The sequence below is a fragment of the Pseudoalteromonas obscura genome, assembly GCF_030135505.1.
GTDB classification, from domain to species: domain Bacteria; phylum Pseudomonadota; class Gammaproteobacteria; order Enterobacterales; family Alteromonadaceae; genus Pseudoalteromonas; species Pseudoalteromonas obscura.
This window is the reverse complement of sequence record NZ_JASJUT010000015.1, coordinates 61,274-86,093: the sequence shown is the minus strand read 5'-3', so window position 1 is coordinate 86,093 and position 24,820 is coordinate 61,274. Positions and strand designations below refer to the sequence as shown.

At 43.9% G+C, this 24,820-nt stretch carries 21 protein-coding genes; 14 read left to right on the top strand and 7 right to left on the bottom strand.

The features are described from left to right. Window positions 1–17: 17 nt before the first annotated feature. Window positions 18–1,784, bottom strand: a complete 1,767-nt coding sequence (locus tag QNM18_RS24720) for a DUF885 domain-containing protein (protein WP_417714867.1) — start codon at window positions 1,782–1,784, stop codon at window positions 18–20. Between the two features lie 310 nt (window positions 1,785–2,094). Between QNM18_RS24720 and QNM18_RS24715 the strand changes: the two genes are divergently transcribed. The 12 genes from QNM18_RS24715 (at window position 2,095) to QNM18_RS24660 (ending at window position 14,662) form a co-directional block, all read left to right on the top strand. Then, window positions 2,095–3,102 (top strand): GGDEF domain-containing protein, encoded by a 1,008-nt coding sequence (locus QNM18_RS24715; protein WP_211013173.1) that lies wholly within the window; start codon window positions 2,095–2,097, stop codon window positions 3,100–3,102. Between the two features lie 107 nt (window positions 3,103–3,209). Further along, window positions 3,210–3,965: a bifunctional demethylmenaquinone methyltransferase/2-methoxy-6-polyprenyl-1,4-benzoquinol methylase UbiE gene (gene ubiE, locus QNM18_RS24710; RefSeq protein ID WP_023400226.1), complete on the top strand. Its 756-nt coding sequence runs from the start codon at window positions 3,210–3,212 to the stop codon at window positions 3,963–3,965. Between the two features lie 20 nt (window positions 3,966–3,985). Next, window positions 3,986–4,585 carry a ubiquinone biosynthesis accessory factor UbiJ gene (locus tag QNM18_RS24705; protein WP_284138710.1) on the top strand — a complete coding sequence of 200 codons (600 nt, stop codon included), beginning with the start codon at window positions 3,986–3,988 and terminating at the stop codon, window positions 4,583–4,585. Between the two features lie 16 nt (window positions 4,586–4,601). Beyond that, the gene (gene ubiB, locus QNM18_RS24700; RefSeq protein WP_211013175.1) at window positions 4,602–6,215 is read left to right on the top strand and encodes a ubiquinone biosynthesis regulatory protein kinase UbiB; all 1,614 of its coding nucleotides are present in this window, start codon (window positions 4,602–4,604) and stop codon (window positions 6,213–6,215) included. A 63-nt stretch (window positions 6,216–6,278) separates the two neighbouring features. Further along, on the top strand, window positions 6,279–6,515 hold the full coding sequence (tatA, locus tag QNM18_RS24695) for a Sec-independent protein translocase subunit TatA (protein WP_211013176.1): 237 nt from the start codon (window positions 6,279–6,281) through the stop codon (window positions 6,513–6,515). Between the two features lie 5 nt (window positions 6,516–6,520). Next, on the top strand, window positions 6,521–6,838 hold the full coding sequence (gene tatB, locus QNM18_RS24690) for a Sec-independent protein translocase protein TatB (RefSeq protein WP_211013177.1): 318 nt from the start codon (window positions 6,521–6,523) through the stop codon (window positions 6,836–6,838). A gap of 26 nt (window positions 6,839–6,864) precedes the next feature. Next, window positions 6,865–7,611 (top strand): twin-arginine translocase subunit TatC, encoded by a 747-nt coding sequence (gene tatC, locus QNM18_RS24685; protein WP_211013178.1) that lies wholly within the window; start codon window positions 6,865–6,867, stop codon window positions 7,609–7,611. After that, the gene (locus QNM18_RS24680) at window positions 7,604–8,104 is read left to right on the top strand and encodes a type VI secretion system-associated protein TagO (protein WP_211013179.1); all 501 of its coding nucleotides are present in this window, start codon (window positions 7,604–7,606) and stop codon (window positions 8,102–8,104) included. The genes tatC and QNM18_RS24680 overlap by 8 nt, the downstream gene beginning before the upstream one ends. After that, window positions 8,105–8,896, top strand: a complete 792-nt coding sequence (locus QNM18_RS24675; RefSeq protein WP_211013180.1) for a TatD family hydrolase — start codon at window positions 8,105–8,107, stop codon at window positions 8,894–8,896. It abuts the gene before it with no gap. After that, window positions 8,893–10,779, top strand: a complete 1,887-nt coding sequence (locus QNM18_RS24670) for a sensor domain-containing diguanylate cyclase (protein ID WP_284138709.1) — start codon at window positions 8,893–8,895, stop codon at window positions 10,777–10,779. The genes QNM18_RS24675 and QNM18_RS24670 overlap by 4 nt, the downstream gene beginning before the upstream one ends. Window position 10,780: 1 nt before the next feature. Beyond that, window positions 10,781–11,788 carry a porphobilinogen synthase gene (gene hemB / locus QNM18_RS24665; RefSeq protein ID WP_284138708.1) on the top strand — a complete coding sequence of 336 codons (1,008 nt, stop codon included), beginning with the start codon at window positions 10,781–10,783 and terminating at the stop codon, window positions 11,786–11,788. A gap of 144 nt (window positions 11,789–11,932) precedes the next feature. Next, window positions 11,933–14,662: an ExeM/NucH family extracellular endonuclease gene (locus QNM18_RS24660; protein WP_284138707.1), complete on the top strand. Its 2,730-nt coding sequence runs from the start codon at window positions 11,933–11,935 to the stop codon at window positions 14,660–14,662. 35 nt (window positions 14,663–14,697) lie between these two features. Here the strand turns inward: QNM18_RS24660 and QNM18_RS24655 are convergent, their stop codons facing one another. From QNM18_RS24655 to QNM18_RS24635, 5 genes are all read right to left on the bottom strand, one after another. Further along, window positions 14,698–15,123, bottom strand: coding sequence for a hypothetical protein (locus tag QNM18_RS24655; RefSeq protein WP_211013184.1), 426 nt, complete (start codon window positions 15,121–15,123; stop codon window positions 14,698–14,700). Between the two features lie 402 nt (window positions 15,124–15,525). Continuing rightward, complete coding sequence (gene fusA / locus QNM18_RS24650) at window positions 15,526–17,613, bottom strand: elongation factor G (RefSeq protein WP_211013185.1); 2,088 nt, start codon at window positions 17,611–17,613, stop codon at window positions 15,526–15,528. 163 nt (window positions 17,614–17,776) lie between these two features. After that, a complete protein-coding gene (locus QNM18_RS24645) occupies window positions 17,777–18,565 on the bottom strand; it encodes a TIGR00266 family protein (RefSeq protein WP_284138706.1) in 789 nt (262 codons plus the stop codon). A gap of 118 nt (window positions 18,566–18,683) precedes the next feature. Next, window positions 18,684–19,985 (bottom strand): GntP family permease, encoded by a 1,302-nt coding sequence (locus QNM18_RS24640; RefSeq protein ID WP_211013187.1) that lies wholly within the window; start codon window positions 19,983–19,985, stop codon window positions 18,684–18,686. Window positions 19,986–20,109: 124 nt separating this feature from the next. After that, window positions 20,110–20,946, bottom strand: coding sequence for a hypothetical protein (locus tag QNM18_RS24635; protein ID WP_284138705.1), 837 nt, complete (start codon window positions 20,944–20,946; stop codon window positions 20,110–20,112). Window positions 20,947–21,818: 872 nt separating this feature from the next. On the opposite strand from QNM18_RS24635, the gene QNM18_RS24630 reads away from it, so the two are divergent. Beyond that, window positions 21,819–23,228: a sensor domain-containing diguanylate cyclase gene (locus tag QNM18_RS24630; protein WP_284138704.1), complete on the top strand. Its 1,410-nt coding sequence runs from the start codon at window positions 21,819–21,821 to the stop codon at window positions 23,226–23,228. Here QNM18_RS24630 and ylqF read toward each other — a convergent pair whose 3' ends face one another. Next, window positions 23,229–24,173, bottom strand: coding sequence for a ribosome biogenesis GTPase YlqF (gene ylqF, locus QNM18_RS24625; protein ID WP_046354279.1), 945 nt, complete (start codon window positions 24,171–24,173; stop codon window positions 23,229–23,231). A 103-nt stretch (window positions 24,174–24,276) separates the two neighbouring features. Here ylqF and QNM18_RS24620 point away from each other — a divergent pair, with 103 nt between their 5' ends. Beyond that, complete coding sequence (locus tag QNM18_RS24620) at window positions 24,277–24,813, top strand: YaeQ family protein (RefSeq protein ID WP_023400243.1); 537 nt, start codon at window positions 24,277–24,279, stop codon at window positions 24,811–24,813. Window positions 24,814–24,820: the final 7 nt, after the last annotated feature.

Genomic DNA, 24,820 nt, shown 5'->3' with positions numbered 1-24,820 from the left:
CGGCCTTTTCACCGAGATTATTTTTGCAGTTGCGCCTGTTCAATATACTTGGCAATTTGTGCTTCAAGAACAAACAGGGGCACTGAACCATTTTTCAAGATTTGATGATGGAACTCGCGGATTTCAAACCGCTCACCTAGCGCTTGCTCTGCTTCAGCTCTAAGACGTCTAATTGTCAATTCACCCACCTTGTATGACAGGGCTTGACCAGGCCAAGAAATATAGCGATCAGTTTCTGTTTTCACGTTATGTAGCGACAATGCCGTGTTATCTTGCATGAACTGCATCGCTTGCTCACGACTCCAGCCAAACATATGCATTCCCGTATCGACAACCAAACGGGCTGCACGCCACATCTCATAGGTTAACCGACCAAAGTCACTGTAGGGATCTTGATAAAACCCGGCTTCAATACCGAGATACTCTGAATAAAGTCCCCACCCCTCACCAAATGCCGAAATATATTCACTTCGATATTCGGGTAATTGGGTTAACTCGTCATTCATGGAAATTTGTAAATGGTGCCCTGGCACGCCTTCATGAAGGGTCAACGCTTCTAATACATACAGAGGCCTTTTATCCAGTGCATAAGTATTTACCCAATAATAACCCGCGTCCGTTTCCGTTGATGGGCTGAGATAGCGACCCGTGGTGTACTTAGGTGCTAAGCTGTCTGGCACTGGCGCAACCCCATATGGCACCCGCGGCAACGTCGTTGTATAGAAGAACTTTGGTAACTGCGCATCCATCTTTTTCGCGATAAATGAAGCTTCTTTTAACAGCTCCTCAGGTGTCTTGGCATAAAATTGTGGATCTGTACGTAAAAATTCGACAAATTCCGCAAAAGTACCGTCAAAACCGACCTTTTCGATGATTTTGTCCATTTCAGTACGAATGCGCTTCACTTCTTGCAGCCCCAGCTCATGGATCTGCTTGGGTGTCATAGACGTTGTGGTGAAATGCTTAGCGCGATTTATATAAAATGCCTTGCCATTTGGAGAGGTAGACCAAGCAATATCATCCTTCGCAGCAGGTCGATACTCATTGACGAAAAAGTCATAGTAGGACTGATAAGCTGGATTTGCATATTGGAGAATGGCCGCTTTTGCTTGCTGCTGCAGTTGCTTAAATTCGGCATCAGGCAAACCCGCTTGGTTAACTTTAAATGGCGCATAAAATGGTGAACGCTCAACATCATCCACTGCTATATAAGCTGTTATAGAAGACTCAAACCCTTTCAACACCACTTTAGGTTGGGTTAAACCTATTTTCATACCTTCTCGCATCCATGCCATTTGCTGAGAAAAGTACCTTGGCAATTGTTTGATGCGTTCAATCAACAGCTGATAACCAAGTGCAGTGGTAAAGTCATGTTCTCTGATCTTAAACATCAGCGACGTGTGAAATCCAGATTCAGATAACAGCGGTACATAGTGGTGTTTAAAGTGATACAAATCGACTTTATTTTGTACCTGTGCCCGTAAAATCGCAAAGTTGATCTGATTTTCAGTACTTAGCTGAGACTCATCAATTGCATCGAACTGTGCTAGCAAAGCCAACCTGCGCTGATTTCTGTTGGCCAAGCCTTGTGCTGACATATCTTCCAGCAAAAATTCCGCGTCCAGCGACGTAATGGCAGAGCTATCTATCTCGGCACGAAACGCCATTACCTGTTCGGACAATGCCACAAAGGTTTGATCTGGGCTAGATGATGTCGTCTGACACGCTGACAGACTTAATGCCAGTGCAATGGCACTGAGTGGTTTAACAATGGCGTTCAACACAGGGGTTCCTTAACGTTCGCTGGGATAGCGCACCATAACGAAGGCTCCTATCTCGATGCAAGTATATTCGACCAAAGATCTGCAAATGCACTCACCAAAATCTCTCTACAGGGAGGATAGTATAAAGTTGTTGATAAAATCGCCTAAAGAACATAAACGGGTAACTTTTTACCGTTTAATAGGCAAATTTTACTTTCAAAAAGTCGCATTTACGATTAATGTAGCGGGGCTTCAGATAGGATGAAATCATGACTTGTGCCGAAGGACATTAAGGCTTAAAAAATAACTTTAATGTGTGGTGTATAAGTAGATGACGTTCCATGATCCAATGGCGATAGCCCAAGAAAAGATGACCAAAGTATGTCATTTTTTGGAGCTACATTCTCTACCGCCAACACCACTCAATTATCAAGTGGCCTATACCTTTATCAGTCGTAGCAATGAACCTCTCACCTCTCGTTTGGAGCGGGATCTACGCAACAGCACCACCATCGACACGGTATATATAGAGCAGCTATATTTCGAATTTATATACACCGAGCATCAAGAAGAACTCGCGGTACTCAAAGAAGTTGATAATGTCATTGATGAGCTATCCACATCCTCGGCGCGCGCTCAGCATAATATTTCGCAATTTACACAAAATATTCGCAAGTACACCAGCGAACTAGATACTCAAGATATCGCGAAAAGTAAACAAGTACTCGGTGAATTTGCCAATCAAACGGAACGTTTTCTCGAACAGCAACAGCGTTTCAAAAACGGCTTACAAAAAGCCAGAGCTTCGCAAAACCAGCAGTACATAGCACTCAATAGAATTCGAAAACAACGTTTGATCGACCCACATACAGGCTTGTATAAACGACACTATCTCAATCAAAAGACGCAGCTTTGGTTAGATCAAGATAAAACCTTGTGTGCTATTTCTATTCAAGTAGATAACCTCAGCGATTTTACAGCTAGGTTTGGGGATATGATTGGTGAAACTGTTTTGCAACGCGTTGCGAACAAAATCAAAAAATATGTCTTAGAAAGTGGCGTACCCGGGCGTACCGGTAAGCAAGAGTTCACCATTTTACTTGCAGATATTGAGCCCGAAACAGCCAAGGTCATTGCGGCTAAAATCCGCAAAGGCGTTGAAAAGCTAAAATTTATCAGCAATAAAGGCAATGTACAATTTCCAGAAGTCCAACTGGCAATTGGAATTGCAAAAAGGCAAGCTGAACGCGATTTTAATGAATTGGCAGGCCAAGCATCGTACGCAGCTCAAAAGGCACATGCTTTGGGCCGTGACTGCTATATTTCAGGCGCCATCTAAGCACTCTTTTTCTATAAAAATTTTGCGATTAGCTGCCACTATAAATTGCACCTAAGTGTCGCTATCAAGTACACTATACCCATCTAAACTGTGTCACCAAGGCCAACATGAAAGAAGAAAATCGCGATACCACACACTTTGGTTATAAAACTGTAGAGTCCAATCAAAAAGAGTCACTGGTTGCAGATGTTTTTCACTCTGTCGCAGCTAAATACGACATCATGAATGACTTTTTATCGTTTGGAATACACCGTCTATGGAAACGTCAAACCATTGCTTGCTCTGGTGTGCGCAAAGGCCATCGAGTGTTAGATCTTGCCGGTGGTACAGGTGATTTAACGGCCAAGTTTAGCCAATTAGTTGGCGATACAGGCCAAGTGATTCTGGGTGATATCAATGACTCAATGTTGAAAGTTGGCCGTGACAAACTGCGTGATCTAGGTTTAGTTAACAACATTGAATATGTGCAAATGAATGCTCAAGCGTTGCCTTTTCCAGATAACAGTCTCGACGTTATCACCATCGCCTTTGGACTGCGCAACGTAACAGATAAAGACGAAGCGCTGCGCTCGATGTATCGAGTACTCAAACCGGGTGGACGCCTGTTGGTTTTAGAGTTTTCAAAAACCGAGAGCGAAGCACTGTCAAAGCTATATGATTTCTATTCATTCAACATCCTGCCAAACGTTGGTAAGCTGGTCGCCAATGACAGCGAGTCTTACCGCTATTTGGCGGAATCAATCCGTATGCACCCGGACCAAGAAACCTTAAAAAGTATGATGGAAGATGCTGGTTTTGAACAAACTAGCTATCAAAACTTCACCGGCGGCATCGTTGCGCTGCATAGAGGATTCAAATACTAAAGGTTAGTAAGGATAAGTTTATGTGGGTTTCTGTTTTGACGGCTGTCGCCGAGCAAGCTGTTAATCGTCTTTTAACGCTTGAACCAAATCTTGCCAGCGATCTGCAAAGTACAGCACACAAAGTACTTGCTTTGACGCTAACTGACTTAAACTTATCCTGTGCTCTGCACTACAACGGCAAACATTGTTTTGTCTATGGTAATTACCACGACAGTGCAGATTGTCATATTACCACCTCTCTCGATTGCTTGGGTGAATTAAAGGACCCCAGTCAACTGACCCGTTTGATCCGCTCCGGTAAGCTAGACTTAGAAGGCGACCTTCACCTTGCACAGTCCTACAGTAAAGCGTTTGCCAATTTAAACATCGATTGGGCAGAACACCTGTCTCGTTATCTTGGTGATGCCGGCGCAGAGCATTTGGTGAGTAGCGTCAAACAGTGCGCTAACAGCGCACAACTACATTCAAAGTCTTGGCAACAGGTGATAACTCAGCTCTGTCAGGATGAATTAAATGTGACTGTCCACCCTATGGAATTACAACAATTTAAAGCTCAAACCAGAGCGCTTTCATCGCAACTGGCTGCGCTTGAACAACGCATTAATGCACTAACTGACTGACTTTAAGGAGCTGGAATTGTCCATCGCTCGCCTATATCAAATTGGTAAAACATTTCTAAACTACGGCCTAGATGAACTGCTACCTCAGCAACTACACCCTTGGTATGCAAAGCTCCTTAGAAAAAGCTTATTTTGGCTGCCAAACAAGCATCAAGATAAGTCGGCAGGCGCGCGGTTACGTCTTGCACTTCAAACTCTAGGGCCTGTATGGGTCAAATTTGGCCAAATGCTGTCAACGCGACGAGATCTATTACCTCACGACATGGCTCAAGAGTTAGCACAATTGCAAGATAACGTAGAGCCTTTTGATGGCGGTGAAGCACAAAAACTCATCGAGCAAGCGTTAGACCTAACCCATATCAGCACCTTGTTCGAACATTTCGAACAGCAACCACTGGCATCCGCATCCATTGCACAGGTACACACAGCGCAATTACAAACCGAACATGGCCTAAAAGATGTGGTGGTCAAAGTGATCCGTCCTGACATTGAAAAGCAAATATTGGCCGATCTTTCGTTAATGGAGCAATTTGCCAAAATTCTTGCTTGGCTCGTCAGTGAAGGGCGCAGGCTTCGCCCTGTTGAAGTTGTTCGTGAATACCGTAAAACACTGCTGGACGAACTTGATTTAATGCGCGAAGGGGCCAATGCCATTCAACTTAGACGCAACTTTGAAGGCTCGGAGGCACTGTATATTCCAGAAGTGTATAGTGAGTTTTCACGCCAAAATGTTTTAGTGATGGAGCGCATCTATGGTATTCCTGTATCTGATACCGATACTCTAGAAGCGCAAGGCACTGACATGAAACTGCTCGCTGAACGCGGTGTCGAAGTCTTTTTTACCCAAGTTTTCCGCGATAGTTTTTTCCACGCAGATATGCACCCAGGCAATATTTTTGTCTCGTATGAACACCCGGATAATCCACAATATATTGGTATTGACTGCGGTATCGTCGGCACCCTAAATCGCGAAGATAAGCGCTACTTGGCTGAAAACTTCATTGCCTTTTTCAACCGCGACTATCGCCAGGTTGCCCAGCTGCATGTCGATTCAGGCTGGGTTCCAGCTGATACCTGCGTAGAAGAATTTGAATTTGCCATTCGCACTGTGTGCGAGCCAATATTTAACAAACCGCTTGCCGAAATTTCGTTTGGTCATGTGCTCGTTAATCTATTTAATACTGCACGACGTTTTAACATGGAGGTTCAACCGCAATTAGTGCTACTGCAAAAAACGCTGTTATACGTTGAGGGGCTGGGCCGTCAGCTATACCCTCAACTGGACCTGTGGAAAACAGCCAAACCGTTTTTAGAGCATTGGGTTAAAGAGCAAGTGGGACCAATGGCGGTCGCGAAAAAGTTGTATCAAAACCTGCCTTTTTGGGCTGAAAAAATGCCCGAACTGCCAGATTTGATCTATCAAAACCTCAAACGCCAACACCACCGCCCTCAAGTAGCTTCACCAAGCTTCAATAAACAAACAATGCAGAGCATTTTACTCGGCATGGCGGCATCGACCTTTGCAATTATTGCCGGGCTTTGTTTTATCGCCGAACTCAGCGGCGCAAGCCTTGGTAGTGCTGTGTTGGCAAGCTTGCTATTTGTTTGCGCTTGGCGTAAAACAGGGTGATATTTTATACGCTAGGCGTATAATCAATTCAGTAAATACAAATAACACATAAATGGAGTCGTTATGGGATTAGGTGGAATCAGTATTTGGCAATTGTTGATTGTCCTTGCAATCATTGTTTTGCTTTTTGGCACGAAAAAATTACGCGGTATGGGTGGTGATCTCGGAAACGCAGTGAAAGGCTTTAAAAAAGCAATGTCTGATGAAGACAGTAAAGAAGCGGATAAACCAAAAGACGCGATCCAAAGCCAAACACAAACTAAATCTGCTAGCACCGAAACAGATAAAGAAAAGGTATAATTTACATGGGCATGTGGGAGCTCGTCGTCATTTTGATTGTCGGTTTAGTGGTGCTGGGGCCGGAACGCTTACCCGTGGCCATTCGAACAGTCAGTCGCTGGATACGTACCGTAAAATCAGTCGCTAACTCTGTAAAAGCTGAGGTGAATGAAGAACTCAGAGTTCATGAACTTCATGCCAATTTGAAAAAAGCTGAGCAACAAAACATGAATGACTTAGCACCGGAGTTACAGGAGTCCGTTGACGAACTCAAAAAGGCGGCAGAGTCTGTGCGCCACAGTTACCAGAGTGACTCCACAAAACAAACATCGAAGAAAGACTAGCCCCGTCAGAAGTAACAGGAATCCCCATGTCAGAATCGGAGAACAGTGGTTTTATAGGTCACCTCATTGAACTGAGGGACCGAATTATCAAAGCCCTGCTTAGCGTATTGGTTATCTTTTTATCTTTGGTTTATTTTGCCAACGATATCTATGCTTTTGTTGCCAACCCACTGGTATTGAGCTTACCAGAAAATGCCACAATGATAGCAACCGACGTGACAGCGCCGTTTTTTGCCCCTTTCAAACTCACTTTGTTTGTCTCTTTGTTTTTGGCGATACCCTTTATCTTGCATCAAGTCTGGGGGTTTTTAGCGCCGGGGTTATACCAACATGAAAAGCGCATGTTAATGCCGATATTGCTCTCTAGTATCGTGCTTTTTTATGCTGGAATTGCATTCTGTTACTTCGTTGTTATGCCAATTATTTTAGGCTTTTTTACCGCCGTTGGCCCAACAATGATGACACTGTCCCCAGATATTAGTAGTTACCTCGCTTTTATTCTGAAACTCTTTTTCGCTTTTGGCATTGCATTTGAAATTCCGGTCGCCATCATGTTGCTATGTTGGAGCGGTGTGACAACAACTCAAAGTTTAAGAGATAAACGTCCTTATATTGTCGTCGGCGTATTTGTCGTGGCAATGTTTTTGACACCGCCAGATGTACTGTCACAAACCTTACTTGCCGTGCCAATGCTATTATTATTTGAAATGGGCATTATACTCGCGGGTATATACAGCAAAAAATCTCAGCAACAGGAAATGAATAATGAATAATTGGTTTGCCTTAATGACCTTGTGTGCCTCTATTGCAGCGCATGCCCATGAGACGATTGATGCAAACCTAACAGCTTGCCAAAGTATTCAGCAAGATCAACAGCGACTGCAATGCTATGACCAAGCTATGAATCAATATCAGAGCAGACAAGTTGTCAAAAATAACCAAGCGAACACCGCATTACCACACCAACATAACGCAGTAGAACAAACAAATTCTCACCAGCCAGAGCGCTTTGGTTTAGAAAATAAAATCACACAGCAAAAAGACTACGTAGACAACATCACTGCAAAAGTTACCCAGGTGAACAAATCAGCGCATGGAGTACGCACATTTGAATTGTCAAATCAGCAAGTTTGGAAACAAATCGGCAGCGATGCGTTTTTTGCGAAACAAGGTGACTCTGTCACCATCAAACGAGGCTCGTTTAGCTCCTTTCTAATGAGTAAATCGGGTTCTAGCCGGACAATTCGCGTAAAAAGAATAAAATAAATGCACACAATGATCGACGCAGGGGTCAATTTAACCAGTGCGCAATTTGATAAAGATCGCGCCGATGTCATTCAAAGAGCCAAAGACGCAAAAATCAATAACATGCTCCTAATTGGCTGTGATTTAATCACTAGCCAAGAAAGTCTCGATTTGGCAAAAACTCACCAATTTGTGAGTACGGCGGGGATCCATCCACACGATGCGAAAGACGCTCCAGAAGATTATATAGCACAAATAACCCAGCTTGCACGTGCACCACAGGTAGTAGCCATTGGCGAATGTGGCCTCGACTTTAACCGTGATTTTTCACCACGTGACCAACAAGAAAAGATCTGTCGAGCCCAATTGGCGCTTGCACAGCAATTAAATATGCCAGCATACCTTCATGAGCGCGATGCCCATGAGCGCATGCGTGCTTTGCTCTTGGAACATCGCATCAAAGGGGTGCTGCACTGTTTTACAGGTGACCGCCAAGCGCTGAAGTTTTATCTCGATTATGGCTTGATGATCGGTGTGACTGGATGGGTATGCGACGAAAGACGAGGCCAGCAATTACGTGAATTGATTCAATATATTCCCAGTGATAGGCTGTTAATTGAAACTGATGCCCCGTATTTATTACCACGTACGCTGTCGCCTAAACCCAAATCTAGACGCAATGAGCCAGCTTATTTGCACGCTGTTGCCGAGCAAATCGCTTTACTAAAAAACACCGATGTCGATACCATTGCAGCCCATAGCCGTGATAACTTCAATGCGCTGTTTATGGCGCAAAAACAGAGTGCTCAATGATGAAGGTATGGTTACTGTTAGGTCTTCTTTTTAATGTTTATCAGGCGTTTGCCAGCATCGAGTTTAATCCCGAGACACAAGCGAACACCTACAAACTCCATGCTCAATTTATGCATGAAGCCTCAATGCCTTTCAGCTATACAGTAACCACAATTGACAATATTCAAGACTTACTCAACAGCCGTCCCAATTGGCAATATCATGATTCTGGGGCGCTTAACTTAGGCGAAGTCGAACAACAAGTATGGCTCAAAATAGTTCTTCGAAATGATAGCCTTATAGAATTGCCACTGCTGCTCAGCGTGAATAATAACCTACTGGACAATATCACGGCTTATATCATGCAGCCGAACCATGCCATATTGACGCTAGATCTGGGTGACAGTAGGCCCTTGATGCAACGCCCAATTAAGCACGAAGCACAGTTGATCCCCCTTGAGCTCCTCGGCAAGCGCCAGACAACGCTCTACCTCAAAGTCAAACACCATGGCGCCCTCAATATCCCACTCAGTTTGTGGCACCCGGTGGAATATTTAAAGTATAAAAGTAAGTTTAATCTTATTTACGGTATTTTAGCTGGTTTCTTGCTGGCAATGATCGCGACAAACTTTACCATGTACAGCTTTACACGCCGCAAGTACTTCCTTCATGGCACTTTGTTGCTCTCTAGTGTATGGCTGTTGTTGGTGCATTTGTATGGCTTTGGCTATAGGTACCTATATGCAGACTGGCAATGGATGCAACAATACGGACAAAGCATTCTAGTTCTCCTGTCAACATTAGCTATTATTCCTATTTTACGCAGCCGAATATTGCCGATTAGCACAGCTCCCAATGTAGATAGCTGGTTAAAATACCTGCTTGCGGGAGGCCTTGTTATCACTTTGTTGTGCACATTTTTACCCATCACCGTGGCGCTAAAAGTGGCTTATGCCTTTGCCATCACCTCGGTAGTATACTTTTTTGTGATCACCATCAAGTCGCCGTTACAAAAACTCAGTCAAAGAATACCTGCGGTAACTGTTTACCTAAGTTTGATGATATCTTTATGCTATCAATTTGGTTTTGAGCTAGGACTCCTTTCGGGCGCATTGCTTGAACGTCCAGTTACCTATGTGTGTTCACTCTTTGTGTGTATCTATATTAGTTATGCGTTGGCAAAGCAATATATTTTCGAACGTGAAAGCCATATCAAACAACAAGAGCAAAAATTGGCTAAAACACGTGCGGAAGATGCGCTTCTTAAAGAAAAACTGATGATCCATGAACAGGCACAACAAGACCTCGAAAGCAGTATTGATGAGCGCACATTTGAGCTTCAAGTCACACTGCGTGAATTGGAAGAAAAGAACCGAGAGCTTGAACGGCTCAATATGGAAGATCCATTAACCAAAGTGAAAAACCGCCGTTATTTCGATAAACGCCTAATGATGGAAGTCAGACGCTCTCGCCGAGAACAAACCACTTTAAGTGTGATTATGCTCGATATTGACCACTTTAAGCGAGTTAACGATGTATACGGTCACTTGGCTGGGGATCAAACCATTTGTGCCTTTGCCAATACCATTCAACAGTATTTGAAACGACCTCATGATGAAGTCTTTCGTTATGGCGGTGAAGAGTTTGTGATTTTATTACCGAATACTGATGCAACTGGCGCACAAGAGCTTGCTGAAAAAATTCGTCAGGCAACAGCAACTTGCACAGTCAATATTGCAGATCAAAGTATTCAGTTCACAGCCAGCGCGGGTCTTTACAGCGCCATCGCACAAGATACACAAAACCCGACCCTATTCACTGATTTCGCTGACAAAGCACTTTACGAAGCTAAACAACAAGGGCGCAATCAAGTTTGTATTTATCAACATAAGCAGGAGACTTAATGTGGCTCAATCAGGACTAGATCTATTTCCTTACACACGTATGCGACGTATGCGTCGAGACGACTTCTCTCGCCGTTTAATGTGTGAAAACACTTTAACCGTAGCCGATCTAATTTATCCTGTCTTCGTCTTAGAAGGGAAAAATCGCCGTGAAGCCATCCCCTCAATGCCGGGGATCGAGCGTTTGTCCATCGATTTACTCGTAGAAGAAGCAAAACAACTTCACACATTAGGCGTGCCAGCTATCGCTATCTTTCCGGTTACACCAGCAGATAAAAAGTCTCTCATGGCGGAAGAGGCATATAACCCAGAAGGCCTCGCACAGCGCACTATTCAAGCACTCAAGGCTGCCTGTCCTGAACTAGGTGTGATCACTGATGTAGCACTAGATCCATTCACAGTTCATGGCCAAGACGGCATCATAGATGACAGTGGGTATGTAATAAATGATGTCACGACTGAAATTTTAATTAAGCAAGCGCTTTCTCATGCAGAAGCTGGAGCGGATGTCGTGGCACCGTCAGACATGATGGATGGTCGTATCGGAGCCATCCGCGACGCCCTAGAAGAAGCTGGTCATATTCATACTCGTATCATGGCCTACTCAGCTAAGTATGCGTCAAGTTATTACGGCCCATTCAGAGATGCGGTTGGTTCAGCAGGCAATTTGAAAGGCGCTGACAAAAAAACCTATCAAATGGACCCCGCAAACTCTGATGAAGCACTGCGTGAAGTTGCCCTAGATCTGCAAGAAGGTGCTGACATGGTGATGGTAAAACCAGGTATGCCCTATCTCGATGTGGTCAGAAGAGTAAAAGACGAATTTGGTGTACCTACATTTGCCTATCAAGTCAGTGGTGAGTATGCAATGCATAAAGCGGCCATTGACAATGGTTGGCTCGCAGAAAAACCTGTCGTTATGGAATCTCTTTTAGCATTTAAGCGCGCTGGTGCTGATGGCATTTTGACCTATTTTGCTAAACAAGTCGCGATATGGCTCAATGAATAATTAAAAATTAAAGAATATTTTATAAAGGAGCAATAAATTGCTCCTTTTTTTATCTTGATTATTAACATTTATTCATTAATGTGTAACATACTCCCCGTAAGCTGTCGGCCCCTTTTGGGCCTAAATACACTACACGGGACAACTATGATAAAAACAAAACTAACACCACTGGCGATGCTAATCGCTGCAACAACCGCATCTGCACAAGCTCAAGTCATTATTTCAGAGTATATTGAGGGCAGCTCGAATAATAAGGCGATAGAGCTATATAACACATCTGATGAAGCGATTTCTCTGTCAGACTACACTTTGAGTTACTACTCTAACGGCAATACCAGTGCGTCTAACAATATCTCATTGAGTGGTTCAATCGCAGCCAAAGGTACTTTTGTCATTGCCAATAGCAATGCAGTGGCGCTAATCAAAGATAAAGCCGATTTAGATATCGGCGGCAGCTGGTTTAATGGTGATGATGCAGTCGTTCTGCATAAAGGAGATGCCATCGTTGACAGTTTCGGCCAGTTGGGTACAGATCCAGGCTCCAACTGGGAAGGCGGTGGTGTAATTACAAAAGATAAAACACTGCGTCGTAAACCAGAAGTCACTATCGGCCGAAGTACAGCTGATGCTGCTTTTGACCCGAGTGAACAATGGTTGCAATTCGACAAAGACGACTTTTCTGGGTTAGGTGTGCACGGCCAGAGCAATACAGACGACGGTGGTGAAGAGCCAATCGAGCCGCCAGCTGAGCCTTTAGTGTGTGGCGATCCGATCACCACAATCAATGCAATTCAAGGTAATGGTGAGATTAGTCCACTTAAAGATCAAGTCGTTGTCTTAGAAGGCGTTGTCACAGCTGATTTACAAGCAGACAACCAACTTAAGGGGTTCTTTGTACAATCACTATCTGCTCATATGGATACCGATCCAAGCACGTCTGAAGGTCTATTTATTTATGATGCAAATTCAGACGTAAACGTTGGTGATACCGTGCGTATTAAAGGCACAGTTCAGGAGTTCTACGATTCAACACAACTGGGCAATGTAGAGCAAGTTGAGATCTGTGGTAGTGCTGAATTTAGCGCAACCCAACTGACACTACCGGTCAGTGACCTCAATGATTTTGAAGCAATTGAAGGCATGTTGGTTACTATCAACCAGCCACTTTATATTACAGACAATTATGGTCTATCTCGCTATGGCGAACTCGGCCTTGCGTCTGAAAGGCTGTATCAAAGTACTCAAGTTGCTGAGCCAGGTGAAGCCGCCAATGCAGTGGAAGCCACCAATAAATTAAAAGCTATCACGCTTGATGATGGTTCCACAACGCAAAACCCAGAAACAGTTCCTTACCCTAGCACAGGCTTTGATGCATATAACACACTGCGTTTAGGTGACAGCACGAACAGCGTGACCGGTGTCGTAGCATATAGCTTTAGCAAATATCGTATTCACCCAACCATGACGCCCGAGTTCGTCAATACCAATCCCCGTACAGACGCCCCAGACCTAAGTGAAGAAGGCGATCTGCGTATTGCTAGTTTCAATGTATTAAATTACTTCAATGGTGATGGCCAAGGTGGTGGTTTCCCAACACCGCGTGGCGCAGACAACGAGGCTGAGCTACAGCGCCAGCAAGCCAAATTAGTATCGGCAATCACAGCATTGGATGCTGACGTACTAGGCTTAATGGAAGTAGAGAATGACGGCTTTGACGAACTCAGCGCAATTGCATCTTTGGTCAATGCACTTAATGCAGCAAACCCCAGTAATCAATATGCATTTGTGAACTTCAATGTAGACAAAATTGGTACAGACGCCATCACTTCAGCCATTATTTATCGTGCAGATAAAGTAGCTGAAGCAGGAATTGCAAGCTTCACCACTGCAGAGCCATTTGACTATGGGAACCGTCCACCAATTGCCCAAAGCTTCCGTGCTATCAGCACAGGCGAAGAGTTTACTTTTGCCGTAGGCCACCTGCGCTCTAAAGGAAGTTGTAGCAAAGCAGAGGGACTAGACAAAGACCAAAATGATGGCCAAGGCTGCTGGAACGCGACACGTACACAAGCTGCAACCCTTTTTACTGAGTGGTTAAACAGCAAGCCGACAGGCAATCAGGATGCAGATATCCTACTCGTTGGTGATATGAATGCCTATGCGAAAGAAGACCCAATCTCTGAGTTTGCTAACCAAGGCCTTCACAATGTGATCCACCATATTGATGGCAATACACACAGCTACTCATATAGCTACGGTGCCCGTATCGGGAGCTTAGACCATGCTCTAGCAAGTCAATCTCTACTTGATAAAGTGACCGATGCAACAGATTGGCATATCAGTGCAGATGAACCAATCGCGCTCGATTACAACACGGAATTCAAATCAGAGCACCATGTTGCAGCCTTATATGCTGAGCACATGTATCGTGCATCAGATCACGACCCAGTGATTGTTGAGTTTAAAACTCAACCACCGGTAGCGCCAGTCAACCCGGTTCCAGAGATCACGACGGGCCAAAGCTTCTCGGTCAAAGAAGACACCCCCATCAACTCTGTGATCGGCATACTTGACTTTATTGACAGAGATGCAGAAGAGACACCGGTTGAGAAATTCATTGTTTCTGGCAGCACTGCTGTGCGTATTAATGCCAATGGACAAATTGTCACCACAGGTGAACTCGATTATGAATTTGATAACCGCCTAAACTTATTAGTTCAAGCACAGGACTCTGCTGGGAACCTTTCTGAACAAGTTGAGGTCATTATCCATATTGAAAACGTAGATGACACCGATGAAGAGCAAAGCGGCAGCTTTGGCTGGTTAAGCCTACTTGCACTTCCCTTCGCTTTCAGACGTCGCATACATAAGTAACATGCAATAAAAAAGCGCCTTGCGGCGCTTTTTTATTAAGCTTTAACTTCTGAGAGCGACGCGCCTACTAGCGCACAATCAAACTGCTTAGCAGCCCTTAGCACCTCATCTTGATTAGCCATCCAGTACGGAAAAGAAGCCTGCTTATTTGACTGTAACTGCACTGAGAGTATATATGAACCAGCTATTTTAGTGACTTTTAGCGCTTTAATATCATCGGAGTGCAAATAACATGTTCTAGAAAAGGTCCGATAACTAAAACCAGCCTTATCAATGTGAACGTATTTCTTCCCAAAGATAACACTAACCACCGACAGCATAGTCGCAATACTACCCACACCACCGATCAATTTTGCCATCATTGAGAGATCAAGCTTCAAAAACATTACGTACAGTAGAATAAACACCATCAGCTGTAATGAATACACGTACCAGTTGATTTGTAAGTTGATTGTTTTCATGAGTACCTCCAAATTTTACTCAATTCACTCACCTAAAGACTACAAGCCGCACATGATAAATTCGCCATGTCCCTAAATCAAGTTCGCTTGATAGTTTTTTTCAACAATATGGTGTTAATTTAACCAGTAGAATCATGCTTCATATACCTGATCCGAAAAATATGCCAACTTAACCTATTGATAATTTGTTTTATTTCATGATAAAGGTGTATTTTTATAAAAAGGGAAAATCCAAAAGGATTGGAATTATTGCTTGACAATTGTTTACATTTTACAAATAAATAAATTCATTAAATAAGAATTGAAGATGCGAAGTGAATCAATTTACCGAGTAGGTTGATTGGCAGGCGCATAAAAAAACCGCCCTAAGGCGGTTTTTATAAAAAGAAAGGTGTTGGCTAATTACTTAGCAGCTTTCTTTTCTTTCTCAGCAGCGATTACCGCGTCAGCAACGTTTTGCGGACATGGTGCATAGTGAGAGAATTCCATTGAGAACTGACCACGACCAGACGTGATAGTACGTAGGTGACCAATGTATCCGAACATTTCAGATAGAGGTACTTCACCCTTGATACGAACGCCCATTGCGCCAGCTTCTTGGTCTTTGATCATACCACGACGACGGTTAAGGTCACCGATTACGTCACCTACGTTGTCATCTGGAGTGAACACGTCAACTTTCATGATTGGCTCAAGAAGTTGTGCACCCGCTTTAGGGATAGACTGACGGAAAGCGCCTTTAGCAGCGATTTCGAATGCGATTGCTGATGAGTCAACTGCGTGGAAACCACCGTCGAATAGCTCAACTTCAACGTCTAGTACAGGGAAGCCAGCTAGAACACCTTCTTCCATCATTGACGCGAAGCCTTTCTCAACTGCAGGCCAGAATTCTTTAGGTACGTTACCACCAACAACTGAAGATGAGAACGTGAAACCAGAACCAACTTCACCAGGCTTGATACGGTAGTCGATCTTACCGAACTGACCAGAACCACCAGACTGCTTCTTGTGCGTGTAGCTGTCTTCAACTTCTTGCGTGATAGTTTCACGGTAAGCAACCTGCGGCTGACCAACAACTAGCTCAACGCCGTAAGTACGCTTAAGGATGTCTACCTTAATGTCTAGGTGAAGCTCACCCATACCTTTAAGGATAGTTTCACCTGAATCTTCGTCAGTCTCAACCTGGAATGACGGATCTTCTGCAACCATCTTACCGATAGCGATACCCATCTTCTCGTTACCACCTTTATCTTTAGGTGCAACAGCGATAGAGATTACCGGATCAGGGAAGATCATCGCTTCTAGTGTACATTCGTGCTTAGGATCACATAGAGTGTGACCAGTTTGAACGTTCTTCATACCTACAACTGCGATGATGTCACCAGCTTGTGCTTCAGTAAGTTCGTTACGCTCGTCTGCTTGCATCTCAACCATACGGCCGATACGCTCAGTTTTACCAGTTGCAGAGTTAAGGATCGTGTCACCTTTTTTCATGCGACCAGCGTAGATACGGATGAACGTAAGTGCACCGAAACGGTCGTCCATGATTTTGAACGCAAGCGCTTTAAGTGGCTCGTCAGCGTCAACTGTCGCAACGTCACCAGTAGGCTCACCAGTTTCAGGATCAGTTAGAGGCTGAGGATCAACTTCAGTTGGAGAAGGTAGGTAATCAACAACTGCGTCTAGTACTAGCTGCATACCTTTGTTTTTGAATGCAGAACCACAGAAAGTTGGGAAGAAAGCAAGGTCACGTGTACCTTTACGGATACAAGCTTTGATTTGCTCTAGTGAAGGAGTTTCACCTTCCATGTATGCTTCCATTAGGTCGTCGTCTTGCTCAACAGCAGACTCAACTAGCATCTCATGGTACTCTTCAACTTTCTCAACCATGTCAGCTGGAACGTCAGTGATTTCATAGTTTTCTGGAAGGCCAGTCTCGTCCCAGATGTATGCTTTCTTTTCTAGTACGTCAACAACACCTGTGAACTGATCTTCGATACCGATAGGAAGAGTCATAACTAGTGGGTTTGCGCCAAGTACTTTCTCTACTTGACCTACTACGCGGTAGAAGTCTGCACCCATACGGTCTAGTTTGTTTACGAAGATACAACGTGCAACTTCTGATTCGTTTGCATAACGCCAGTTAGTTTCTGACTGAGGCTCAACACCACCAGAACCACAGAATACACCGATACCGCCGTCAAGAACTTTAAGTGAACGGTATACTTCAACTGTGAAGTCAACGTGTCCAGGAGTATCGATAACGTTTAAACGGTGGCCTTTCCACTCACAAGTAACAGCTGCTGACTGGATAGTAATACCACGCTCTGCTTCCTGTTCCATGAAGTCAGTAGTTGACTCACCATCGTGTACTTCACCAGTTTTGTGAATCTTACCAGTAAGCTTAAGAATACGCTCAGTGGTCGTAGTTTTACCCGCATCAACGTGCGCGAAAATACCAATGTTTCTGTATTTCGATAAATCTGCCATTGTTTTACTCTATTTAAAGTAGAAAAATTATTCGGCGGGAGTATATCACCTCTTTAGGCGAACATCATCCTTGAAGTCGATTAAAATGCAGCCAATTTGCAATTAAAACGCATTCGCTGCGATATTGCATTGTTGAACTGCATTAAATAAGCCGTGTTTAAGCTTAATCACCGTCAATAATATCGCCAACACTGCCTAACACGGAGCCTTCACCTTGCCTGCTGCCACCGTGTTTTGGCGCATGTTCAAGCACACGATCCGCCAACCTCGAGAATGGTAAACTTTGGATCCACACAGTGCCATGACCACGCAAAGTTGCCAAAAAGAGGCCCTCTCCTCCAAAGAACATACTTTTTAGACCTTTGACACGCTCGATATCAAACTCAATGCCTTCACTAAAGCCAACCACACAGCCGGTATCCACTCTGAGGGTTTCTCCATTGAGCTGCTTTTCCACAACTGTGCCACCGGCGTGGGCAAATGCCATTCCATCCCCTTGTAAGTGCTCCAAAATAAACCCTTCACCACCAAAAAAACCTGCGCCGAGTTTACGCTGAAATGCAATATCAACTTTGGTCCCTAGCGCCGCACATAAAAATGAATCTTTTTGTAAATACACTGACTTGCCTAGCTGTGCCATATCTAACGCGAGAATAGAACCCGGGAATGGCGCAGCAAAAGCCACGCGTTTTTTGCCACTGCCTTCATTGGTGAAATGCGTCATAAATAGCGACTCACCACTTATTAAACGCTTACCTGCACTGAATAACTTACCCATAAACCCTTGGTCGACATCCGAACCATCACCCATTTTGGCCTCAAAGCTAATGCCATCTTGCATATAGTTCATGGCGCCAGCTTCCGCTATAACCGTTTCATTTGGATCGAGCTCCACTTCAACCATTTGCATAGATTCGCCAATGATTTCGTAATCAATTTCATGACAATGCATATTTTTCTCCTTTTATGTGCTCTGTTTGCTGATTTGACTCAGCCCTTGTGTTTGTCAAAGTTAGTACAATGCAATTAATTTTGCATGACAACAGTCAAGCTACAGTACAACCTTGCGATTAAAACCAAATGAATAACCCAAGTATCAAGGCTACGCCCAACAAGGGAACGCATACTGTTAAGACTGCTAATGGCCAATAGGCGTCCTGATGCTTTTCGCCACAAATCGCGCGGACCGTTGTCACAACGTAGCCATTGTGTGGCAAGGTATCCAGTGCACCCGAACTAATCGCGACAACACGATGTAACTGGTTTTCATCGACTCCCAAATCTAAATAGTGCGGCGCAACTAACGGTAATGCAATTGCTTGCCCACCAGACGCTGATCCCGTCAATGCCGCAATAACACTGATCGCAATAGCGGCGCCAAGCAGCTCATTGCCAGGAATAGAGGTCATCAAAGCGACAGCTTCTTGAAATGCTGGTGTGCCTTTAGCCACAGCACCAAAACCCACCACTGCAGCGGTATTGCCGATCGCCACTAACGCCCCCGTGGTGCCCAGATTAATGGCTTTTGAGATGTCTTTAAAATATTTAAAATTGACTGCCAAGATCGTCAAAACACCACCCAGTAAGGCCACAATCAAAGCACTTTGCTGTAGTTTCTCATGCAGAAAAAATGACAAAGCCAGTACCACGAACAGCGGTACAAGACCGGTGATTGGGTGAGGGAGATGGCGGCTGTCTTCGATGGGATCATCATGCCTTGCAACAAATTGCTCACCATTTGCCACTGCTTTTTTAATCATTTTAACGAGTAAAAAGTAACCCAAAACAGCCATAAAGACTGCGACCACCAAGCTCTCCTGCCAGGCCGCATAGGGGGAAGTCCCCAAATACTTAATTGGGATCCAGTTTTGTATTTCGGGCGACCCCGCCGAAGTCATGGTAAAAGTGACCGAGCCAAATGCCAGCACTGCAGGAATAAACCGCCGAGGTAAGTTTGCATCTTTAAATAAGCTCAGTGCCATTGGATACACAGAGAAGGCCACAATAAATACACTGACACCACCATAGGTAAGTAGTGCGCAGGCCAGCACTATCGCAAAAACGGCATGTTTCATCCCTATTTTGTCAGTGATGTAACGCGCTATGGCATCCGCAGCCCCGGTGTCTTCCATAAATTTACCGAATAGTGACCCCAGTAAAAACATAAAAAACCAAGCTTGGATAAAACCGCCAAACCCCGACATATACAAGGAAACAAAATTGCCCCCTTCAGCGCCATTAAACAGCGCAATATTACTGCTAAGCGCCACCAACACAGCACACAAAGGCGCCGTAATAAACAGGTTCATTCCCCGTAATGTCAGCCAGATCAGCGCACCCAATGCAAAAATTAACCCCAAAGTACTGACCATGAAACCACCCCTATTGTTATTTTTATGTAACTTTTATACCTCGTTCTATAGATCAAATACAACCAAGCCCGATTGCAAAACCGGGCTTGGTTGTATTATTCACTGTACTTAAAATAACGATTTATCACTTTAAATAGCACATTTTCTGCGCAGCGAGGTTTGGTAATGTCCCTGTTTCGAACGTTGTGCACATCCAGTTCATTTTTGCCAAGGACTCCTCCAATAAATACTCCAATTCGCGAGAGGCTGGATTTGATTTATTCACCTCATAATGCACGGTGACAGTGTCAGTATTAAAATCAGCGATAAATGCCCACTTGCTAAATGGCGCACAATTGTGACCGTTAAATTTGCAAACCTTTGTCGGATATACTTGACCCATAGATCCGCGCCTTTCACCCCAGATCATGACCTGCGGCATGCCTGGGGTGTTATTGGTGCGATTAATAATTGACGAAGCAATAGCCCCTACATCGGTTAAACCAGCGGTCGTATCTACACCACCTGCAATATTGTCAGCGAAAGTTTTGTCCCGTGAATCTGTACTTGTATTGTGGTAACGACGATTGGTAGAACGCTGCGGCGATATTACGGCTTCAAGCGTTTCTTCATTTAGGGCATCAATTGGAGGGCTCATTGGTGTGCAATCATCCCACGGGTTAAAGCAAGGTTCTTCTTCGATATAATAACGGCCGTAAAATGTATTATTTTGCGAAGCACGCACAAAATCTTCCATCAAACGTTGAGTAAACCAAGTTTGAGAGCACTCATAAGAACACTCAACGAACAGTTGCATATATTTCGCTTCTGATCCCCGATGCTGAGTTATAAAGTCCACTTTGACTTCTTTACCTTGAGACATAAAGTACATAAACGGTTCGTAAACACGTTCAAACGCCACACTAGTCATGCTACAACACAACAAACTCAGCGCAGCAAATAAAGAGGCTAAATTACGCATATAATCTCCTTTTAATGTTAGCTCTTGTATTTATCCATTCACAAAACAAACTAGCAAAATAATTTTAACATAAATTCAAACACAAGCGATATTCGGAACAGCCACGGCCCCAAAAATAAATGAGAATTATTTGCAAATAAGTGTTGACACCACGACAAATGTTATTGATAATCAATCTCAACAAAGTAAGTGACGGTTTATTTTGTTGAAGTACTCTAATTTTGTTTCTCGACCCTGAAACACGTTGAGCGAACGTAACACGCTAGGTAATAACGCGTTGCTTTACGCCCCTAAAGCAACCTGTAAAGACCGACTATTTTACTTGCTACATTGCTCATATCAGTGACGGTAGATATGAACACAAAAAGCCCGCTTGACCCGCGGGCTTTTCTATTTTCAGAATGTGATCAACGCACGCCGCTTTGCCCAACTTTAGTGCACAATGCACAACTTCACCTACTCGCGCTGAATACACTAATCAAGATCTTCAACCAAACAATACAAATGAGAATTATTTTCAAAAACATATTGACATAGATCAAAATACAATTGATAATCAATCTCAACAAAGTGAGTAGACGGCTCATTTTGTTAAGTACGCTAAATTGTTTCAAGACCCTGAAACACGTGGTGCACACGTAAAATGCATAGGTTGCATGTGCTTTATCTTAACGCCCCTTAAGTAGAGCACACCCAACCCACTTACTATTTTACTTGCTACATTGCTCATATCGGTGACGGTAGATATGAACCTAAAAGGCCCTTACAGGGCCTTTTTTATTGCTCGTAAAAAACAGCTGTAATCTGGTGTAATGGATTGGTTTCATCCTGACTGCTACAGTCTCGGCCTCTTTGTTCCAATATCTAGTGCAATGACTAACACACGATACCGATATAACTGCATATTGACGGTGCTTTTATTAGCTGGGTTTATATTTACCAGCTGGTTTAGTTTGCTCATTGCAAAACAGTCTTTGTTTCGCGGTATTGAAAATGATGCGCTGCCATTGACCAGCCACCTTATCCATACCGACTTGCAAAAGCAGTTGCAAGCACCGATCATTATCTCCTCTCAAATGGCCAACAATACTTTTTTGCACACTTGGTTAGCCAACCCTGATAAAAAACCGGACGTTTTATTTCAATATTTACGCCAAACACGCAGTGACTTTGACGCGGTGACCAGCTTTTTGGTTACCAGTGATGACAAAACCTACTACCGCTATGATGGTAAATACACCACACTTGATGCACAAGATGAGTGGTACCAAGAAACCATGGACAACGCAGCACCTTACACCCTCAATGTTGACTTAGACCCAAGAGACGACCATCAGGCGACAATATTCGTGAACCACAAAATTATGGTCGACAATACAGTGAAAGGGATCACAGGTGTTGGCATTAAGCTAGATCATTTGAAGCGTTTAATTGATAAGTATCAGCATACCTACGATAGAAAAATTTATTTTATCGATCACAAAGGTCGCCTGTTGTTTTATAACGACACAACCTTTACCCACTACTCCCTCGCTGATAAGTTTGGTCACCACGGCGCTAAGTTGTTGGACAATAAAACCTATAAGTTGCGCCTAGAACAAGAAAATACGACATTATTTATTAACTCTCGCTATTTAGAGCACTTCGGTTGGTATCTTATTGTCGAACAATCACTGGATCAGGATAACTCAGTCTCAGACAGCCTATATATCAACTTACTGATGGGCATAGTCATAACCAGCGTCATTTTATTTAGTGCTCAACTCACTTTTAATCATTACCAAAAACGTCTTGAAAAAATGGCGACCTATGACAAGCTGACGAGTACGTACAACCGTCAAGCTTTTGAGCCAAAGCTGCAACTTGAATTGCAAAAAGCACGTAACCAGTTTTCACCCTTAGTGATGATGATGCTGGATATTGATCACTTTAAACAGGTCAATGACCGCCATGGCCACCTTGTCGGAGACAAAGTACTTGAGCACGTTGCACATATCTGTAAAACAGTTATAGGTGAAAGAGGTACAGTATGTCGTTGGGGTGGTGAGGAATTTGTTGTCTTGTTACCAAAAACAGATTTGGCTCAAGGGCGAGAAATCGGCGATGCTATCCATCAGGAGCTCAAAGTGAGCAGCTGTGAAGTCAAGGTCACCGCCAGTATCGGCATTGCACAATATCATATTGACGAATCAGAAGATGGTCTACTCAAACGCGCTGATGCCGCTTTGTATCACGCAAAAAGCACTGGACGAAATCGCTCAGTGCTGGCTGAGGCCGCTTAATTAGCGGCGGTTTTTTCTCGCTCGTGCGCGGCGTTGTCGCTTCTCTTCTTCACGCGCAGCTTTTTTAGCTTCAGCTGCGGCGCGGATCTCAGCGACCATCTGTTCTTCTTCTTCACGCATTTGCGGTGTTTCCATTGTCACATGGCCCAGTACAGCATCGCGCAGTTCGTTGATGAGGATCTCTGACATTTTATGGGTATCCACCTGATTACCACCGCGAATACAGCCGCGTTTGCGTCCGGCCATTTCAATAAACGTCCAATCACAGTCTGGCAGCTCATCTATTTTATAGCGGCTCTTTAATAATTCAGGGTATGCCTTAAGTAGATACTCAGCGGTATAACTCGCCACTTCTTCATAGTTAATGGCGGTATCACGAATGGCACCCGTTGCGGCTAGACGATAGCCCGAGTTTTCGTTTTCTACTTTTGGCCACAACATGCCCGGCGTGTCATACAGCATGATACCGTCTTCTAAGCGAATGCGTTGCTGCGCTTTGGTCACCGCCGGCTCGTTGCCTGTTTTGGCTACTATACGTCCAGCTAAAATGTTGATAAGTGTAGATTTACCAACATTCGGGATCCCCATAATCATCGCTTTCAACTGTTTATCTTGGCCCACTTTATGTGGCGCCAGCTTTTTACATAGCGCATTAATACGATGTACTTCAGCCGCTTTATCATGGCCAAATGATAAGGTTTTCACCCCATCTTCTTGCTCAAAATATGCCATCCAAGCTTTGGTCATTTCCGGATCAGCTAAGTCCGCTTTGTTTAAGATTTTGATGACCGGCTTGTCACCGCGTAATTGCGCAACCATGGGGTTTTCACTGCTATACGGAATACGCGCATCAAGTACTTCAATAATGACATCCATTTGCGGCATGATCTCTTTGATCTCATTGCGCGCCTTATTCATATGTCCAGGAAACCATTGGATGGCCATAAAAATCTCTCCAAAACTAAAATCTGTGACTATTTTAACGTAAAACGCACCAGATAGATAAATCTTGATATACTGGGCCTTTAAAAACTCTCAGCATATTAACATGGCCCTAAAATCTACAATTCTAAAAGCACACCTAAATATCAGTGATATGGATAGGCATGTCTATACCGATAAGTCACTTACTTTGGCACAGCACCCCTCTGAAAATGAACAGCGATTGATGGTGCGTTTACTTGCCTATATTTTGCAGTACACCGAAGAGTTGAGCTTTACCAAGGGGCTGTGTGTAGATGATGAGCCTGCAGCATGGCAGAAAAACCTGACCGATGATATTGAGCTGTGGATTGATGTTGGCTTACCTGATGAGAAGCGTCTTAAAAAAGCGGCTGTGCGTTCACAGCAAGTGGTGCTATACACCTATGGCGAGAATACCCAAGAGATTTGGTGGAAGAAAAATCAATCAGCTGCAAATCAATATAGTAATTTGACCGTATACAGCTTGCCTTATTCTGCGACTTCACAAATGACTGAGCTGTTCGCCCGCTCCATGGATTTGACAGCCACCATTCAAGATGGCGAAATATGGCTCAGCGACTCATCTCATAGTGTGCAAATAGTGCCACAACAACTTAAGTAAGGTTCAA

Coding starts and splice junctions, on each gene's coding strand:
- QNM18_RS24675 (WP_211013180.1), top strand. CDS start 8,105: ATGCACACAATGATCGACGCAGGGGTCAATTTAACCAGTGCGCAATTT.
- QNM18_RS24655 (WP_211013184.1), bottom strand. CDS start 15,123: ATGAAAACAATCAACTTACAAATCAACTGGTACGTGTATTCATTACAG.
- fusA (WP_211013185.1), bottom strand. CDS start 17,613: ATGGCAGATTTATCGAAATACAGAAACATTGGTATTTTCGCGCACGTT.
- QNM18_RS24670 (WP_284138709.1), top strand. CDS start 8,893: ATGATGAAGGTATGGTTACTGTTAGGTCTTCTTTTTAATGTTTATCAG.
- QNM18_RS24705 (WP_284138710.1), top strand. CDS start 3,986: ATGTGGGTTTCTGTTTTGACGGCTGTCGCCGAGCAAGCTGTTAATCGT.
- QNM18_RS24715 (WP_211013173.1), top strand. CDS start 2,095: ATGACGTTCCATGATCCAATGGCGATAGCCCAAGAAAAGATGACCAAA.
- ubiE (WP_023400226.1), top strand. CDS start 3,210: ATGAAAGAAGAAAATCGCGATACCACACACTTTGGTTATAAAACTGTA.
- QNM18_RS24640 (WP_211013187.1), bottom strand. CDS start 19,985: ATGGTCAGTACTTTGGGGTTAATTTTTGCATTGGGTGCGCTGATCTGG.
- tatA (WP_211013176.1), top strand. CDS start 6,279: ATGGGATTAGGTGGAATCAGTATTTGGCAATTGTTGATTGTCCTTGCA.
- QNM18_RS24620 (WP_023400243.1), top strand. CDS start 24,277: ATGGCCCTAAAATCTACAATTCTAAAAGCACACCTAAATATCAGTGAT.
- ylqF (WP_046354279.1), bottom strand. CDS start 24,173: ATGGCCATCCAATGGTTTCCTGGACATATGAATAAGGCGCGCAATGAG.
- tatB (WP_211013177.1), top strand. CDS start 6,521: ATGGGCATGTGGGAGCTCGTCGTCATTTTGATTGTCGGTTTAGTGGTG.
- tatC (WP_211013178.1), top strand. CDS start 6,865: ATGTCAGAATCGGAGAACAGTGGTTTTATAGGTCACCTCATTGAACTG.
- QNM18_RS24645 (WP_284138706.1), bottom strand. CDS start 18,565: ATGCATTGTCATGAAATTGATTACGAAATCATTGGCGAATCTATGCAA.
- QNM18_RS24635 (WP_284138705.1), bottom strand. CDS start 20,946: ATGCGTAATTTAGCCTCTTTATTTGCTGCGCTGAGTTTGTTGTGTTGT.
- QNM18_RS24630 (WP_284138704.1), top strand. CDS start 21,819: ATGACTAACACACGATACCGATATAACTGCATATTGACGGTGCTTTTA.
- QNM18_RS24660 (WP_284138707.1), top strand. CDS start 11,933: ATGATAAAAACAAAACTAACACCACTGGCGATGCTAATCGCTGCAACA.
- QNM18_RS24680 (WP_211013179.1), top strand. CDS start 7,604: ATGAATAATTGGTTTGCCTTAATGACCTTGTGTGCCTCTATTGCAGCG.